Annotated in this window: 12 protein-coding genes; 7 read left to right on the top strand and 5 right to left on the bottom strand. The window is 71.0% G+C overall.

Annotated elements, in window-relative coordinates; genetic code table 11:
- Positions 1–132: 132 nt before the first annotated feature.
- A complete protein-coding gene (locus CLV46_RS11695; protein WP_100364933.1) occupies positions 133–1,365 on the bottom strand; it encodes a glycosyltransferase 87 family protein in 1,233 nt (410 codons plus the stop codon).
- Between the two features lie 98 nt (positions 1,366–1,463).
- Here CLV46_RS11695 and CLV46_RS11700 point away from each other — a divergent pair, with 98 nt between their 5' ends.
- The 3 genes from CLV46_RS11700 to CLV46_RS11710 are packed head-to-tail and all read left to right on the top strand — an operon-like array spanning position 1,464 to position 3,914.
- Positions 1,464–2,309: an ABC transporter substrate-binding protein gene (locus CLV46_RS11700; protein WP_100364934.1), complete on the top strand. Its 846-nt coding sequence runs from the start codon at positions 1,464–1,466 to the stop codon at positions 2,307–2,309.
- 13 nt (positions 2,310–2,322) lie between these two features.
- Positions 2,323–3,183, top strand: a complete 861-nt coding sequence (locus tag CLV46_RS11705) for an amino acid ABC transporter permease (RefSeq protein ID WP_100364935.1) — start codon at positions 2,323–2,325, stop codon at positions 3,181–3,183.
- The gene (locus tag CLV46_RS11710; RefSeq protein ID WP_100364936.1) at positions 3,180–3,914 is read left to right on the top strand and encodes an amino acid ABC transporter ATP-binding protein; all 735 of its coding nucleotides are present in this window, start codon (positions 3,180–3,182) and stop codon (positions 3,912–3,914) included. The genes CLV46_RS11705 and CLV46_RS11710 overlap by 4 nt, the downstream gene beginning before the upstream one ends.
- Positions 3,915–3,988: 74 nt before the next feature.
- On the opposite strand, the gene CLV46_RS11715 is transcribed toward CLV46_RS11710, so the two are convergent.
- Complete coding sequence (locus tag CLV46_RS11715) at positions 3,989–4,804, bottom strand: ADP-dependent NAD(P)H-hydrate dehydratase (RefSeq protein WP_100364937.1); 816 nt, start codon at positions 4,802–4,804, stop codon at positions 3,989–3,991.
- A 22-nt stretch (positions 4,805–4,826) separates the two neighbouring features.
- Between CLV46_RS11715 and CLV46_RS11720 the strand changes: the two genes are divergently transcribed.
- Positions 4,827–5,444, top strand: coding sequence for an HAD family hydrolase (locus tag CLV46_RS11720; RefSeq protein WP_100364938.1), 618 nt, complete (start codon positions 4,827–4,829; stop codon positions 5,442–5,444).
- Positions 5,441–6,523, top strand: coding sequence for an NADH:flavin oxidoreductase/NADH oxidase (locus CLV46_RS11725; RefSeq protein ID WP_100364939.1), 1,083 nt, complete (start codon positions 5,441–5,443; stop codon positions 6,521–6,523). Before CLV46_RS11720 ends, CLV46_RS11725 begins: the two co-directional genes overlap by 4 nt.
- A gap of 127 nt (positions 6,524–6,650) precedes the next feature.
- On the opposite strand, the gene CLV46_RS11730 is transcribed toward CLV46_RS11725, so the two are convergent.
- Entirely contained in the window at positions 6,651–7,691 is a 1,041-nt protein-coding gene (locus CLV46_RS11730; RefSeq protein ID WP_100364940.1) for a hemolysin family protein, read from the bottom strand.
- Positions 7,688–8,992: a hemolysin family protein gene (locus CLV46_RS11735; RefSeq protein WP_100364941.1), complete on the bottom strand. Its 1,305-nt coding sequence runs from the start codon at positions 8,990–8,992 to the stop codon at positions 7,688–7,690. Before CLV46_RS11735 ends, CLV46_RS11730 begins: the two co-directional genes overlap by 4 nt.
- 844 nt (positions 8,993–9,836) lie before the next feature.
- Here CLV46_RS11735 and CLV46_RS11740 point away from each other — a divergent pair.
- On the top strand, positions 9,837–10,472 hold the full coding sequence (locus tag CLV46_RS11740; protein ID WP_157802308.1) for a hypothetical protein: 636 nt from the start codon (positions 9,837–9,839) through the stop codon (positions 10,470–10,472).
- Positions 10,473–10,588: 116 nt separating this feature from the next.
- Here the strand turns inward: CLV46_RS11740 and guaB1 are convergent, their stop codons facing one another.
- Positions 10,589–12,028, bottom strand: coding sequence for a GMP reductase (guaB1, locus tag CLV46_RS11745; protein WP_100364943.1), 1,440 nt, complete (start codon positions 12,026–12,028; stop codon positions 10,589–10,591).
- A gap of 130 nt (positions 12,029–12,158) precedes the next feature.
- On the opposite strand from guaB1, the gene CLV46_RS11750 reads away from it, so the two are divergent.
- A complete protein-coding gene (locus CLV46_RS11750; protein WP_281253573.1) occupies positions 12,159–16,127 on the top strand; it encodes a multifunctional oxoglutarate decarboxylase/oxoglutarate dehydrogenase thiamine pyrophosphate-binding subunit/dihydrolipoyllysine-residue succinyltransferase subunit in 3,969 nt (1,322 codons plus the stop codon).
- Positions 16,128–16,131 lie beyond the last annotated feature (4 nt).

Here is a 16,131-nt window from a genome sequence, read left to right on the forward strand (position 1 = left end):
AACTCCTCCGCGACACACCGGTGCAAGCGGCACGACGCGCGGCCGCGGCCGCGGTCCATCCGCGCTCAGTGCCACAACGGATCCATGTGCATCCGCGCTCAGTGAGGCGGTCGCACCCGCGCGCAGCCGCGCTCAGTGCCGCGGTCGCACCCGCGCGAGCCGCGCCACCGCCCACCCGAGCAGCACGACGAGCAGCGCGTTCCGCAGGGTGAGCATGGCGAGCATGAGCGGCTCGAGCGCGAGCAGGTGCCCGTACAGGTACGGGTACACGACGTGCGTGAGCGCCGCGATGGCGAGCACGAGCACGACCGGCACGCGTGCGCCGCGGCATCCGGTCACGAGCCACAGCACGACCGGCACGGCGAGCCACGACGCGAACTGGGGCGAGCCGACCTTGTTGACGACGATGAGTGCCGTCACGAGCGCGAGCGACAGCGGCGCGAGGAGGTCGGCGAGTGCGGCGCCGCGGGCGGCGGCGCGGATGCCCAGCACGACGATGCCCGCGACGACGACGAGCATGAGCGGGGTGGTGAGCGCGCTCGCGATGTCGACACCGGGACCGCGGATCTGGAACGTCAGGATGTCGCGGTCGTAGTACAGCAGCGACGGATCGACCGCCCACGCCCGCCACATCCACCACGTGCTGACGGGCGCCTCGATCTGCAGCCCGCGACCGGTCTGGGTCGTGATGAAGCTGAACAGCTCCGTTCCGGCGCCGTAGAGCGCGGGCACGAGCACCACGAGCGAGCTCGTGACGACGGCGACGCCGAGCAGCGGCGCACGGTGCCGGGCGGCGACCAGCAACGCGGCGAAGAGCGCCGCGGGCCACACCTTGACCCACGCGCCGAGCACGAAGAGCGCGCCGGCGACCCGCGGATGCCGCAGCACGAGCGTCGCCGCGACGATGCCGAGCGGCACGGTGACGGCGTCGATGCGCGACAGCGCGATCGGTCCGAGCAGCGCGAGGAACGCCAGCCACCACCACGCCGCGCGGCCGTGCCGCAGCGGCCCGTGCAGACCGAGCAGCGCGGCGAGCGCCACCGCGTCGAGCAGCAGCACGATCGTGAGCCACGTGCTCGCGTACAGCGCCGGCCCGAAGGCGTGCGCGACGAGCATCGGCGCGAGGGCGCCGATCGGGTACACCCACGGGCCGTCGACGCCGACCCAGAAGTCGTTCGTGAACGCCTGCTCGACCCAGTACTTGTAGACGAGGGTCACATCCCCCATCGGCAGGCTCGGGTGGAACAGCGCCACGAGCCCGTAGCCCAGATGCAGCACGCAGAATGCCGCCCACGCGGCGGCCCGCTGGCCAACGAGCGGCGCGAGGGGGTGACGGATGCGCTCGGCGGCGGGCGCGTGCGTCATGCCGTTCAGCGTACCGACGTAACAATCCGTCAACCGTCGCCCGCACGACGCGCGCCGCGCCCCACAATGGACGGACACCGCACCCGAGGAGTCCCGTCATGCCCTTCCGCCGCTCCCGCGCCCTCGTCGGCCTCACCGCCGCCGCGGCGACGCTCACCCTCGCCGCCTGCACCGCCGGCGGCGACACGGATGCGGGCGGGTCCGGGGATTCGGAGTGGGTCACCGAGGGCAAGTTCACGGTCGCGACGGGCGAGCCGGCCTACGGTCCGTGGGTCGTCGACGACGCGCCCGAGACCGGCGAGGGGTTCGAGGCGGCCGTCGCGTACGCCGTGGCCGAGCAGCTCGGGTTCGACGAGGGTGACGTGCAGTGGGTGCGCACGGGGTTCGAGGAGGCGATCCAGCCCGGCCCAAAGGACTTCGACGTGAACCTGCAGCAGTTCTCGATCACCGACGAGCGCCGTCAGGCGGTCGACTTCAGCTCGCCGTACTACGAGACGACCCAGGTCGTCATCGCGACGGGGTCCTCTCCCGCGGCCGAGGCCACCTCGCTCGCCGACCTCAAGCCGCTGCTGATCGGCGCGCAGACCGGCACGACGAGTTTCACCGCGATCGAGACCTCGATCGCGCCCGACCAGCCCGCGCAGGCCTTCACCACGAACGACGACGCGAAGGCGGCGCTCGAGGCCGGCCAGGTCGACGCGATCGTCGTCGACCTGCCGACCGCGTTCTACCTGACGTCGGCCGAGCTCACCGACGGGGTCATCGTCGGCCAGCTGCCGCAAGAGGAAGGCACGGGCGACGAGTTCGGTTTCGTGCTCGAGAAGGACAGCCCGCTCACCGAGCGCGTCACCGAGGCGGTCGACGCGCTCCGAGAGGACGGCACGCTGCAGGAGCTCGCGGACCAGTGGCTCACCGAGGCGGGCGACGCGCCCGTGCTCCAGTAGTACCGTTCTCGGGGTGACCGCACCCGCATCCCGCACGCTGAGCGAGCTGGAGCTCGAACGGCGCACGTACCGCCGCAGGCAGGGCGTGCGTTCCGTGCTGGTCAGCGCCGCCTCCACCATCGTGTTCGCGGTCGTCGTGTATCTCGCGATCATCAACACGCCCGGCTGGGCCCGCGTGCAGCAGACCTTCTTCGACCCCGTCGTGCTGGCGGATGCGTGGCCGCGGGTGATCGAGGGTTTCCTGCTCAACGTGCGGGTGCTCGTCGTCGCCGCCCTCGGCGTGCTCGTCGTCTCGTTGCTCGTCGCGACGCTGCGCACCCTGCGCGGACCCGTGTTCTTCCCGCTGCGGGCCCTCGCGGCCGGCTACACCGACCTATTCCGCGGCATGCCGCTCATCATCGTGCTCTACCTCGTCGGCTTCGGCATCCCCGGCCTGCGCTTCACCGACTCGCGCATCCCCGCCGAGGTGCTCGGCACGATCGCCCTCGTGCTCGTGTACTCGGCGTACGTGTCGGAGGTGTTCCGCGCGGGCATCGAGTCGGTGCATCCGTCGCAACGTCTCGCCGCGCGGTCGCTCGGGCTCAGCCACGCGAAGACGATGCGGCTCGTGGTCGTTCCGCAGGCGGTGCGGAAGGTGACGCCCGCCCTCATGAACGATTTCGTCGCGATGCAGAAGGACGTCGGGCTGATCTCGGTGCTCGGGGCGGTGGATGCGGTGCGCGCGGCGCAGATCGAGACGGCGCAGGCGTTCAACTTCACCCCCTACGTGCTCGCCGGTCTGTTGTTCGTCGCCCTCGCTCTGCCGATGATCCGCTTCACCGACTGGTACACGGCGCGCCTGCGCGCCCGCGAGCAGATCGGGTCGCTCGTATGACCGCCGTGCTGCGCCTCGAGGGCGTGTACAAGGCGTTCGGCGACACCGAGGTGCTGCGCGGCATCGACCTCGCGGTGGCCGAGCACGAGGTCGTCGCCCTCATCGGAGCGAGCGGCTCGGGCAAGTCGACGCTGTTGCGCACCGTGAACCTGCTCGAGCGCATCGATGACGGACGCATCCTGTTGCGCGACGACGACATCAGCGACCCGAGGGTGAGGGCGGATGCGGTGCGTTCGCGCATCGGGGTCGTGTTCCAGCACTACAACCTCTTCCCGCATCTCTCGGTCCTCGACAACGTGACGCTCGCCGCGCGGCACGTGCAGGGTGTTCCCCGCGTCGAGGCGGAAGGCCGGGGTCGTGAACTGCTTGCCCGCATCGGACTCGCCGACAAGGCGAAGGACTACCCCGACCGGCTCTCCGGTGGTCAGCAGCAGCGGGTCGCGATCGTGCGCGCGATTGCGACGCGACCGGAGCTGCTGCTGCTCGACGAGATCACGAGCGCCCTCGATCCGGAGCTCGTCGGCGAAGTGCTCGACCTCGTACGCGACCTCAAGAACGAGGGCACCACGATCGTCATGGCGACGCACGAGATGGCGTTCGCGCGCGACGTGGCCGACCGGGTGGTGTTCCTCGACCGGGGCGTGATCGTCGAGCAGGGCCCGCCCGAGCGCATCCTCGTCGATCCGGTCGAGCCCCGCACCCGCGAGTTCCTCGCCCGCTTCACCGCCTGACGCGCCGCCCGTCAGCTCCCTTCGACAGGCTCAGGGAGCGTGCGGCTCCCTTCGGCAGGCTCAGGGGCGGTTGGTCAGCGTTCGGCGAGCAGCTCGGCGATCGTCGCCGGCAACGCCGCGATGAGACCGAGCACGGTGACCGGTCCCCCGCCGGATGCACGCTCGCCGGCGAGTCCGTGCAGCACCGCGGCGGTCGCGGCGAGGCGGGCCGGGAGCGTCGGGTCGTCGGCGACGCCGTCGGCGTGCGTCGCGAGCAGGGCCCCGAGGATGCCGCCCAGCGCATCGCCGGACCCGGCTGTCGCAAGCCAGGCGGGCGCGCTGCGCGCCGTGAGTCGCACCCCGCCCCCGACGACGTGCGTCGTGTGTCCCTTCAGCAGCACCGTCACACCGAAACGGTCGGCGGCGCGCTCCGCCCAGTCCGCCGGATCCGACTCGATGTCCGCGCGATCGGCGCCGAGCATCCGGGCCAGCTCCCCCGCGTGCGGAGTGATCACGGCGACACCGCCCGCCCGTTCGGCGAGGTCGAGCGCGCCGGCGTCGAACACCGTGGGCAGCCCCTGCTCGATCGCCTCGTCGAGCCGCCGTGCCGCCTCCGGTTCCCGGTCCGCCGCATCCATGCCGCTGCCGAGCAGCCACGCCTGCACGCGGCCCGGTGCGGTGACCGCCTCGGGCCGCCGCTGCAGCACGAAGTCGGCGGCGCGTTCGGGCCCGAGGTAGCGCAGCATCCCGACGCCGGTGTGCAGCGCCGCCTCGACGCCCAGCACCGCCGCCCCGGGGTAGCGGGTCGAGCCGGTCAGCACCCCGAGCACGCCGCGCCGGTACTTGTCGTCGTCCTCGCGCGGCACCGCGATGTGGCGTGCCGCGTCGTCCCGCCCGAACAGTTCGGTCATCCGGCCACGATAGTTTGGGCGGGTGAGTCTGAGCATCCCCGGTCGTGTCGTCGTCTTCGATTACGGGGAGGTCATCTCCGTCACCCCGTCCGATGCGGATCGGGCCGAGATCCTCGCGCTCGCCGGCGTCGACGAGGAGCCCTTCTGGGCCGCCTACTGGGCCCACCGCGACGGCCTCGATCAGGGCACGGTCACGATCGAGCAGTACTGGCGCGCCGTCGCGGCCGAGACCGGCGCCGACTGGAGCACCTCTCGCATCCAGCAGCTCTGGTCCGCCGACTTCCGCGGTTGGATCAGCGTCGACCCGGCCGTGATCGACCTCATCGAACGGCTGCACGCCGGCGGCACCCGCATCGCGCTGCTGTCGAACGCCGGTTTCGACTACTCGAGCCCTTTCCGGTACTCGCCGATGGGTCGATTCTTCGAGCGGATGTTCGTGAGCGCCGAGATGGACGCGATCAAGCCGGACCCCGCCATCTACTCCGAGGTCGCCGCCGAGCTCGGCATCCGACCCGACGAGATGGTGTTCATCGACAACAAGCTCGTCAACGTCGAGGGCGCCCGTGCTCTGGGCGTCGTGGCGCACCACTTCGAGGGCGTCGAGGGCCTCCGCGGCTTCCTCGAGGGTCTCGCCGCGTGAGCGCGCTCTTCACGCCGTTCGAGGTGCGCGGCACGCGCATCCGCAACCGCGTCTGGGTCTCGCCCATGTGCCAGTACACCGTCACTGCACGCGACGGGGTGCCGACCGACTGGCACCTCGTACACCTCGGTTCGATGGCCCGCGGCGGCGCCGGCCTCGTGATGGCCGAAGCCTCGGCGGTCGTGCCCGAGGGGCGCATCAGCCCGGAGGACACGGGCATCTGGAACGACGCGCAAGCGGCCGCCTGGGCCCCGGTGGCGCGTTTCATCGCCGATCAGGGCGCGGTGCCCGCCATCCAGCTCGCACACGCCGGACGCAAGGCGTCCGTGGTGCGCGAATGGGGCGAGGGCGGCCGGCGCGGCACCCTGCCCGCCGAAGAGGGCGGCTGGTCGACGGTGTCGGCGAGCGCGGAACCGTTCCCCCGCTTCGCCGCGCCGCGCGCTCTCGAGTCCGACGAACTGCCCGGCATCGTGGAGGCCTTCGCCGCGGCCGCACGCCGCGCGGTGGAGGCCGGGTTCGAGGTCGTCGAGGTTCACGCGGCACACGGCTATCTGCTGCACCAGTTCCTCTCCCCGCTCAGCAACTTCCGCGACGACGCCTACGGCGGGTCGCTCGAGAACCGCGCCCGACTGGTGCTCGAGGTCGTGCGCGCCGTGCGCGCGGCCGTCGGTGACGACGTGCCGGTGTTCGTGCGATTCTCCGCGACGGACTGGACGGAGGGCGGCTGGGACGTCGAGCAGACCTCCACCGTCGCCGGCTGGGCGTGCGACGCCGGCGCCGACCTCGTCGACGTGTCCACCGGCGGACTCGTCCTCGCGAAGATCCCGACCGGCCCCGGTTACCAGGTGCCGTTCGCGGAGGAGGTCGCAGCCACGTCGGGCGTGCCCGTCAACGCCGTCGGGCTCATCGACGACGCCGAGCATGCGGAACGGATCGTCGCCGCCGGGCAGGCGGACGCGGTGATGGTCGGGCGCGGATTCCTGCGCGACCCTCACCTCGCGATGCGCTGGGCGCAGGAGCTCGGCGAGACCCTCGAATACTGGCCCGGCCAGTACGCCCGGGCGCTGCCGTTCGCCTGACGGTCGCACGGCGGTCCCCCTCGACAGGCTCAGGGAACGAACGGTCACTGAGCCTGTCGATGCGGTCAGCGCGGCGGTCCCCCTCGACAGGCTCAGGATCGAACGGTCGCTGAGCCTGTCGAAGCGATCAGTTGCGCCTGGTCGCGTCCTGCACTTCGCCGACGAGCTCTTCGATGATGTCCTCGAGGAACAGCACCCCGCGGGTCGCCCCCTGCTCGTCGAACACGCGCGCCACATGCGCACCCGTGCGACGGAGCGTCGCGAGGGCGTCCTCGAGCTCCATGTCGCGGAACACCGACACGAGCTGACGGATCCGCTTCGGCGGCACCGGGTCGGTGAACTCGTCCTCGGGCAGGTCGATGACGTCCTTCAGGTGCAGGTACCCGGTCGGCTCCCCCCGCTCGTCGACGAGCACGTACCGGCTGAAGCCGCGCTGTGCGACCGCGCGTTCCACCTCCGCCGGCGTCGCATCCTCCCCCAGCGTGACGATCTTCTCCAGACCGATCGCCACATCCCGCACCCGCTTGCTCGTGAACTCGAAGGTCGCCGACAGCGTGCCGCTCGCATCCGTCAGCACGCCCTCGCGGGTGGACTGCGCCACGATCGTCGCGACCTCGTCGAGGGTGAAGGCGCTCGTCGCCTCATCCTTCGGCTCCACCCGGAACAATCGCACGGCGCCGTTCGCGATGGCGTTGAGCGCGCGGATGATCGGGCCGAACACCCGCCCGATCGTCACGAGCGGCGGCGCGAGCAGCAGCACCGCGCGATCCGGGATCGAGAACGAGAGGTTCTTCGGCACCATCTCGCCGAGCACGACGTGCAGGAACGAGACGATGACCAGCGCGATGAGGAACGAGACCGTGCTGATGACCTCCTCCGACCAGCCGGTGAGGGCGATCGGCGCCTCCAGCAAGTGGTGGAGCGCCGGCTCGGACACGTTCAGGATGAGCAGCGAGCACACGGTGATGCCCAGCTGACTCGTTGCGAGCATGAGCGTCGCGTGCTCCATCGCCCACAGCGCCGTCTTCGCGGCGCGGGATCCGGATTCGGCGAGCGGCTCGATCTGCGACCGGCGTGCGGAGATCACCGCGAACTCGGCGCCGACGAAGAACGCGTTGGCGGCGAGCAGACCGAACAACCAGATGATGCCCCAGACGTCGTCGCTCATCGGGCGGCCTCCGTGCTCTCGTCCTCACGGCGCGGGGTGAACCGCACGCGGTCCACGCGGCGGCCGTCGAGCCGTTCGACGCGGAACGTGCCCGCGGCGACCTCGACGGTGTCCCCGACGACGGGAAGGCGGCCCAGTTCGCTCATGATCCAGCCGCCGACGGTCTCGTACGGACCCTCTTCGGGAACGCTGACACCGGCGCGTTCGCGCAGTTCGTCGGGGCGCAGCATGCCGGGGAAGGTGAGCCAGTCGCGGCTGCGCACGACGTCGACGCGGCGCCGGTCGTGTTCATCCGACACCTCGCCGACGAGTTCCTCGACGAGGTCCTCGAGCGTCGCGACGCCGGCCGTGCCGCCGTACTCGTCGAGCACGACGGCCATCTGGTATCCGCGGCCGCGCAGCTCGCCGAGGAGCGTGTCGAGCGGCATCGTGTCGGGCACGCGCAGGGCATCCGTCTGCAGAGCCGACACGGGCACATCCGCCCGACGCTCGCGCGGCACGGCGACCGCCTGCTTGACGTGCACGAGACCCACGACGTCGTCGATGCCGTCGTCGGTCACCGGGAACCGCGAGTAGCCGGTGCGGCGGGCCTGGTCGATGACGCTCTCCGCGCTGTCGGTGCGGGCGACGGCGACGACGCGCGGGCGGGGAGTCATCACGTCCTGGGCGCTGTGATCGCTGAAGGCGAGGCTGCGCGCGAGGAGCGTCGCCGTGTCGGCCTCGAGGCTGCCCTCCATGGCGGACCGGCGCACGAGGGAGCTCAGCTCCTCCGCCGTGCGCGCGCCGGAGAGCTCCTCCTTCGGCTCGATGCCGACGGCACGCAGGAGGAGGTTCGCCGTGTTGTTCAGCAGGCTCACCGCAGGGCGGAACACGATCGTGAACGCCCACTGTGCGGGCATCACGAGCTTGGCGGTGTGACGCGGCAGCGCGAGCGCGAAGTTCTTCGGTACGAGCTCGCCGACGATCATCGACAGCAGGGTCGCGAGGGCCACCGCGACGACGGTCGCGATCGGTTCGACGGCCCCCTCGGGAACGCCGGCGGCCCCGAACGGACCCGACAGCAGCGCGGTGAGCGCCGGCTCCATCGTGTATCCGGTGAGCAGCGTGGTCAGGGTGATGCCGAGCTGCGCACTCGAGAGGTGGGTGCTCGTGATCTTGAGCGCGCTGATGGTGGGGCCGAGGTTGCTCTCGCCCCGCTCCTGCCGCGCTTCGAGGTCGGAGCGGTCGAGATTGACGAGCGCGAACTCGCTCGCGACGAAGATCCCGGTGCCGATGGTCAGGAGCAGCCCGACGCCCAGCATGATCAGCTCATACACGACGAGGGCCCCCGATCACCGGCGAGGGTCTATGGGAGGGCGCTGACGTACTAGACGGAGGGTCATCCATTGTGGCGTCGAGTATACGGGTGCCCCGCCCGCCCGCGGCTGGACGCCCGCCGCATCCGCCCCGACTGCTCGCCGCCGCCCGCCGGGGACGCACTCCCGAACGCCGTTCTACAGAAGCGCGCCTTCGCCCCCCGCGGAGAGCACTCTGACCAGCCGTCCACGCCCCGTCGCGCCACAACAACGCGCTCCCGCTACAGCCGACCCTTCGTCACGCTACTGAAACGCGCTCCCGCCATCGTTTCTTCTGCTGCGCTAGCGCGGAAGTGGCGCGCGAGCCGCGCCGCCGCGACTCCTCCACATTGGCCTTGGCCACGCCGCTGCGCGCATCCTCGCCTCGCGACGGGCACGCGGGAAGGCGCGCGGCGCAGGCTGATGCGTGTCCGAACATCCCGCACTCATCACAAGCCAGGACTTCGAGTCCATGGGAGCACATCCCGGGTATCTCCGGACCCAGGCGAAGCGGGGACGGCTCGTGCGAGTCGTCCCCGGTTCGTTCCTGGACGCGGAGCTGTGGCGAAGGCTCGATGATCGGCAGCGACATCGGCTCCGCGTGGCGGCGATCGCAGAGCGAACGCACGTCGGGTACGTCTACTCGCATCACGCGGCGGCCGCGGTGCACGGCATGGAGCTGCTGCGTGACTGGCCGACGACGGTCGACGTGACGGTCGATCGGGCTTCGGGCGGACGGAGCACCGGATGGCTGCGGCGGCGCGCACTCGGCATCCCGCCGGCGGAGCACCTCGCCGAGAGGGACGGACTCGTGGTCACCTCCGCGGCACGCACCGCAGTGGATCTGGCGCGGGTGCTGCCGTTCGGTGACGCGGTCGTCGCGATGGACTCGGCGCTCCGACACCGCGAGGGCGGGCCACTCGCGACCGCGGAGGAAATCGGCGCCGTTGTCACCGACCTGGCGGCGGAACGGCGTATTGCCCGCGCCCATGCCGCGCTGGGCTCGGCGGCCGTCGGCGCGGAATCGGTCGCGGAGTCGGTCAGCCGACTGGTGATCAGGGAACTCGGCTTCCCCGCGCCGACGCTGCAGCACGAAGTCAGCACCGCGGAGGGCGAGCGCTTCCGTCTCGACTTCTACTGGGCCGGAGTCGGTGTCGGCGGCGAATGCGACGGGCGCGCGAAGTACCGCGATCCCATGATGTTGAGCGGGCGGCATCCCGCCGACGTGGTCATCGCGGAGAAGAATCGCGAGAACCGCCTCCGCCGGGTGCTCCGCGGTCTCGCCCGATGGGAACCGGTCGACGTGCTGCGGCCGGCGTCGCTCTTCGACATCCTGTCCGACGTGGGCCTACCGAGTACCCAAGCCCGGCCGTCGCGCGACACTTCCGCGTTCCAGCTGCAGTGTTTCCGGTGGCCGAGGCGCGAAACCGTAGCGCGACCGCTCTGAGGGGTGCCCCGGCCGACCGCGGCCCGGTTGCGGGGCATGAGCCCGTGCCGCCCGGGTGCCCGGGCCCGGCCGCGATGAGGAACCCGTGCCGCCCGGGTACCTCGCCTGTGTCGCCGCTACCAGGAGACGGGGAGCGCCTTGCCCTCCTCGTACCCGGCGGCGCTCTGCAGGCCAACCACGGCGCGCTCGCGGAACTCGGGCACCGTGCGGGCGCCCGCGTAGGTGAAGGAGCTGCGCAGGCCCGAGGTGATCATGTCGAGCAGATCCTCGATCGAGGGGCGCAGCGGGTCGAGGTAGATCTTCGAGCTCGAGATGCCCTCGGCGAAGAGCTCCTTGCGCGCGAGCTCGTAGGGGCTGAGCCGGCCGAACCGCGCCTGCACCGCCTTCGTCGACGCCATGCCCCAGCTCTGCTTGTACACGCGGCCGTCGTCATCCGTCTCGAGAGTGCCGGGCGCCTCGATCGTGCCGGCGAACCACGAGCCGATCATGACGGATGCGGCGCCTGCGGCGAGCGCGAGGGCGACGTCGCGCGGGTAGCGCACGCCCCCGTCGGCCCACACGTGGGCGCCGAGCTCGTGCGCGGCCTGCGCCGTCTCGAGCACGGCGGAGAACTGGGGACGACCGACGGCCGTCATCATGCGCGTCGTGCACATCGCGCCGGGGCCCACCCCGACCTTGAGGATGTCCGCCCCCGCCTCGACAAGGTCGCGCGCACCCTCCGCGGTGACGATGTTGCCCGCGACGATGGGCACACCGAGGCCGAGGTCGGCGACGATGCGGATGGCGCGGAGCATCGACTCCTGGTGACCGTGCGCGGTGTCGATGACGAGGGTGTCGACGCCGGCTTCGACGAGCGCGCGCGCCTTGCGCTCGACGTCGCCGTTGATGCCGAGCGCCGCCGCGACGCGGAGGCGTCCGGATGCGTCGACGGCGGGCTGGTAGATCGTCGAACGCAGGGCGCTGCGGCGACTGAGCGTTCCGACGACCTGTCCGTGGTGCAGCACGGGCGCGAACTGCAGGTCCGCGGCGACGAGGAGGTCGAACGCCGCGCGGGGGGTCTCGATGTCGTCGACGTCGATGGAGGTGAGCGGACCGTGCAGCAGGTCGCCGAGTCGCGCATCCGGCAGCGCCGTGCCGAGCCGGGTCGCGGCGATGCAGCCGAGGTACTCGCCGTCGGCGCCGATGAGCACGACGCCGTGCCCGTCGAGGGCGGGGATGAGGGTGCGCGCGTGCGACACGGTGTCGTCCGCGGCGAGGGTGAGCGGCGTGTCGAACCAGGTGGGCTGGCGCTTGACCCACCGGATCGCCTCATCCAGCTGCTGCAGCGGCATGTCCTGCGGCAGCACCCCGAGTCCACCCCGCCGGGCGAGGGCGGCGGCGAGCGTCGGACCCGTGACCGAGTTCATGTTGGCCGACACGATGGGGATGCGCGCACCCGTCCCGTCGTCGGGTGCGAGGTCGACGTCGAGACGGCTCGTGACGTCCGATCTGCTGGGCACGAGGAAGACGTCGGAGTAGGTGAGGTCGTGAGGGGCGGACCCGCCGGTGAAGCGCATGGGTCAACGGTAACCGGGCATGCCCAGCGGGAGCCGAGCGAAGTGCTTAAGATTGACAGGGCGTCCGACGGTGGATGCCGTGTGTGCACGAGCGAGAGACGAGAGTGGGCGGTCGGCTGTGTCGAGCCAAGTGACCGGAACAACCCCTGGCGACGAGTCGTCGGCGGAATTCGGCGCGAACGAGTGGCTGGTGGACGAGATGTACGAGAAGTACATCAACGACAAGGACTCGGTGGACCGCTCCTGGTGGCCGATCCTCGAGGAGTACCACCGCGCTGCGGATCCCACTCCCACCACCAGCATCCCGGTCGTCTCCGCCGATGGCGAGGGCGCGAGCCCCCGGCGAGACGCGCCGAGCGCCCCGCAGCAGGAGGCGCCGCAGAGCGCGCCGCCGCAGAGCGCGCCGAGTGCTCCCCAGGCCACCGCGCCGGCGCCCCAGCCGCCGCAGCCCCAGCCGGCCGAGTCGACGGATGTGCAGGCGCAGCCGGGCGCGGAGCAGCAGGCGACCGGCGGCGAGCCGCAGATCCCGACCGAGGTCGCTCCGGCGCAGGACGTCGCTCCCGCCGCGCAGGCCGACGGCGCCGCGGCACCCGCCCCCGCGAAGTCGGACGAGGGCCCCACGACCGGCAGCCAGCCGGTGGCGCGCACCACGTCGGTGCAGCCGAAGCCCCAGCCGATCCCCGCCGACGCCCCCGTCACCGCCCCCGTCGCGGTGCAGGAGCCCGAGCAGGACAAGGTCACCCCGCTGCGCGGCGTGAGCAAGACCATCGCGGCGAACATGGACGCGAGCCTCACCGTGCCGACCGCGACGAGCGTGCGCACCGTGCCGGCGAAGCTCATGATCGACAACCGCATCGTGATCAACAACCACCTGAAGAGGGCGCGCGGCGGCAAGGTCTCGTTCACGCACCTCATCGCGTGGGCGATGGTGCAGGCAATCAAGGAGTTCCCGAGCCAGAACGTCTACTACGACGAGGTCGACGGCAAGCCCTCGGTCGTCACCCCGGCGCACACCAACCTCGGAATCGCGATCGACCTCCCCCGCCCCGACGGCACGCGCACCCTCGTGGTGCCCGGCATCAAGCGGGCGGACACGATGGGCTTCGGCGAGTTCCTCACCGCCTACGAGGACGTCGTCAAGCGCGCCCGCGACAACAAGCTCACCGCGTCGGACTTCCAGGGCAACACGATCTCGCTCACCAACCCGGGCGGCATCGGCACGGTGCACTCGGTCCCGCGCCTCATGCGCGGGCAGGGCTGCATCATCGGCGCGGGCGCCCTCGAGTACCCGGCCGAGTTCCAGGGCTCCTCCCCGAAGACGCTCGTCGAGCTCGGCATCGGCAAGACGATCACGCTCACGAGCACCTACGACCACCGCGTCATCCAGGGCGCAGGTTCCGGCGAGTTCCTCAAGAAGGTGCACGAGCTGCTCATCGGCCAGCGCGGCTTCTACGAGGCGATCTTCGCGGCGCTGCGCATCCCGTACTCCCCCATCCACTGGAACCCCGACATCAACGTCGACCTGTCGGAGCGGGTGAGCAAGACCTCCCGCGTGCAGGAGCTCATCAACTCCTACCGCGTGCGCGGCCACCTGATGGCCGACATCGACCCGCTCGAGTACCGGCAGCGTTCGCACCCCGACCTCGAGATCGAGAGCCACGGGCTGACCTTCTGGGACCTGGACCGCGAGTTCGTCACCGGCGGATTCGGCGGCAAGCGCGCCGCCCTGCTGCGCGACATCCTCGGCGTGCTGCGCGACTCCTACTGCCGCACCGTCGGCATCGAGTACATGCACATCCAGGATCCGGCCCAGCGCGCCTGGTTCCAGGAGCACCTCGAGCGGCCCTACACGAAGCCGACCCACGACGAGCAGATGCGCATCCTCGGCAAGCTCAACGAGGCCGAGGCGTTCGAGACGTTCCTGCAGACCAAGTACGTCGGCCAGAAGCGCTTCAGCCTCGAGGGCGGCGAGTCGACCATCGCGCTGCTGGATGCGATCCTGCGCGGCGCGGCCGAGCACGAGATGGAGGAGGTCGCCATCGGCATGGCGCACCGCGGCCGTCTCAACGTGCTCACCAACATCGCCGGCAAGACCTACGGACAGATCTTCCGCGAGTTCGAGGGCACCCAGGACCCGCGCACGGTGCAGGGTTCCGGCGACGTGAAGTACCACCTCGGCACCGAGGGCACCTTCACGAGCACCTCCGGCAAGGAGATCCCGGTCTACCTCGCGGCGAACCCCTCGCACCTCGAGGCCGTCGACGGCGTGCTCGAGGGCATCGTGCGGGCCAAGCAGGACCGCCGCCCGCCGGGCACCTTCAACGTGCTGCCGATCCTCATCCACGGCGACGCGGCGATGGCCGGCCAGGGCGTCGTGGCGGAGACGCTGCAGTTCTCGCAGCTGCGCGGCTACCGCACCGGCGGCACGATCCACCTCGTGGTGAACAACCAGGTCGGGTTCACGACCCCGCCGGAGGAGAGCCGCAGCTCGGTGTACTCCACCGACGTCGCGAAGACCATTCAGGCGCCGGTGTTCCATGTGAACGGCGACGACCCGGAGGCCGTCGTGCGCGTCGCGGAGCTCGCGTTCGCCTACCGGCAGCAGTTCAAGCGCGACGTCGTGATCGACCTCGTCTGCTACCGCCGCCGCGGCCACAACGAGGGCGACGACCCGTCGATGACGCAGCCGCTCATGTACAACCTCATCGAGGCCAAGCGCAGCGTGCGCACGCTGTACACGGAGGCCCTCGTCGGCCGCGGTGACATCACCAAGGAGGAGTACGAGGCCGCGCACCGCGACTTCCAGGACCGCCTGGAGCGCGCCTTCGCGGAGACCCACGCCGCGCAGACCGGCTCGATGCCCGTCATCTCGAGCGACGAGAACGCCGTCTCCGACCTGGAGCGCCCGGACTCGCAGCAGGACGACCGCACCGGCGAGCCCGCGTCGACCGGCATCGACAAGTCGGTCGTCGACCTCATCGGTGACGCGCACGACAACCCGCCCGCCGGGTTCACCATCCACCCGAAGCTGCAGGCCCTGCTCAGGAAGCGCGTCGACATGACCCGCAACGGCGGCATCGACTGGGCGTTCGCCGAGCTGCTCGCCCTCGGCTCCCTCCTCGTCGAGGGCACCCCGGTGCGTCTTGCCGGGCAGGACAGCCGTCGCGGCACGTTCGTGCAGCGTCACGCGGTGCTGCACGACCGCGAGAACGGTCAGGAGTGGATCCCGCTCAACAACCTCACCGACAACCAGGCGCGCTTCTGGATCTACGACTCGCTGCTGAGCGAGTACGCGGCGATGGCGTTCGAGTACGGCTACTCGGTCGAGCGGGCGGATGCGTTGGTGCTGTGGGAGGCCCAGTTCGGCGATTTCGCGAACGGCGCCCAGATCGTGATCGACGAGTTCATCTCGAGCGCGGAGCAGAAGTGGGGCCAGCGTTCGAGCGTCGTGCTGCTGCTGCCGCACGGCTACGAGGGACAGGGTCCCGACCACTCGTCGGCCCGCATCGAGCGGTACCTGCAGCTCGCGGCGGAGGACAACATGACGATCGCGCGTCCCTCGACGCCGGCGTCGTACTTCCACCTGCTGCGCCGCCAGGCGTACGCCCGCCCGCGCCGTCCGCTCATCGTGTTCACCCCGAAGGCGATGCTGCGGCTGCGCGGCGCGACGAGCGACGTGTCCGCGCTGACCGAGGGCCGGTTCCTGCCGGTGCTCGACCAGCCGCACGAGAACCCGTCGACCGTGCGGCGCGTGCTGCTGCACTCCGGCAAGCTTCACTACGACCTCAAGAACGAGATCGACAAGCGCGGCGTCGCCGACCAGTTCGCGCTCGTGCGACTCGAGCAGCTGCATCCGCTGCCGGTGGCCGACCTGCAGCAGGTGCTCGACCGCTACCCGAACGCCGACCTCATGTGGGTGCAGGAGGAGCCGGAGAACCAGGGCGCGTGGCCGTTCCTGTGCCTCGAGCTCAACCGGCACCTCGGCGACCGTCGCCTCACGCTGTCGTCGCGTCCCGCGGCGGCGTCTCCGGCGACCGGATCGACGAAGCGCAGCGCCAAGGAGCAGGTCGACCTGATCGAACGCGCGCTCGCGCTCTAGCGAG

The sequence above is a fragment of the Diaminobutyricimonas aerilata genome, from assembly GCF_002797715.1.
Taxonomy (GTDB): Bacteria; Actinomycetota; Actinomycetes; order Actinomycetales; family Microbacteriaceae; genus Diaminobutyricimonas; species Diaminobutyricimonas aerilata.

Coding starts and splice junctions, on each gene's coding strand:
- CLV46_RS11695 (WP_100364933.1), bottom strand. CDS start 1,365: ATGACGCACGCGCCCGCCGCCGAGCGCATCCGTCACCCCCTCGCGCCG.
- CLV46_RS11700 (WP_100364934.1), top strand. CDS start 1,464: ATGCCCTTCCGCCGCTCCCGCGCCCTCGTCGGCCTCACCGCCGCCGCG.
- CLV46_RS11710 (WP_100364936.1), top strand. CDS start 3,180: ATGACCGCCGTGCTGCGCCTCGAGGGCGTGTACAAGGCGTTCGGCGAC.
- CLV46_RS11715 (WP_100364937.1), bottom strand. CDS start 4,804: ATGACCGAACTGTTCGGGCGGGACGACGCGGCACGCCACATCGCGGTG.
- CLV46_RS11730 (WP_100364940.1), bottom strand. CDS start 7,691: ATGAGCGACGACGTCTGGGGCATCATCTGGTTGTTCGGTCTGCTCGCC.
- CLV46_RS11735 (WP_100364941.1), bottom strand. CDS start 8,992: ATGCTGGGCGTCGGGCTGCTCCTGACCATCGGCACCGGGATCTTCGTC.
- guaB1 (WP_100364943.1), bottom strand. CDS start 12,028: ATGCGCTTCACCGGCGGGTCCGCCCCTCACGACCTCACCTACTCCGAC.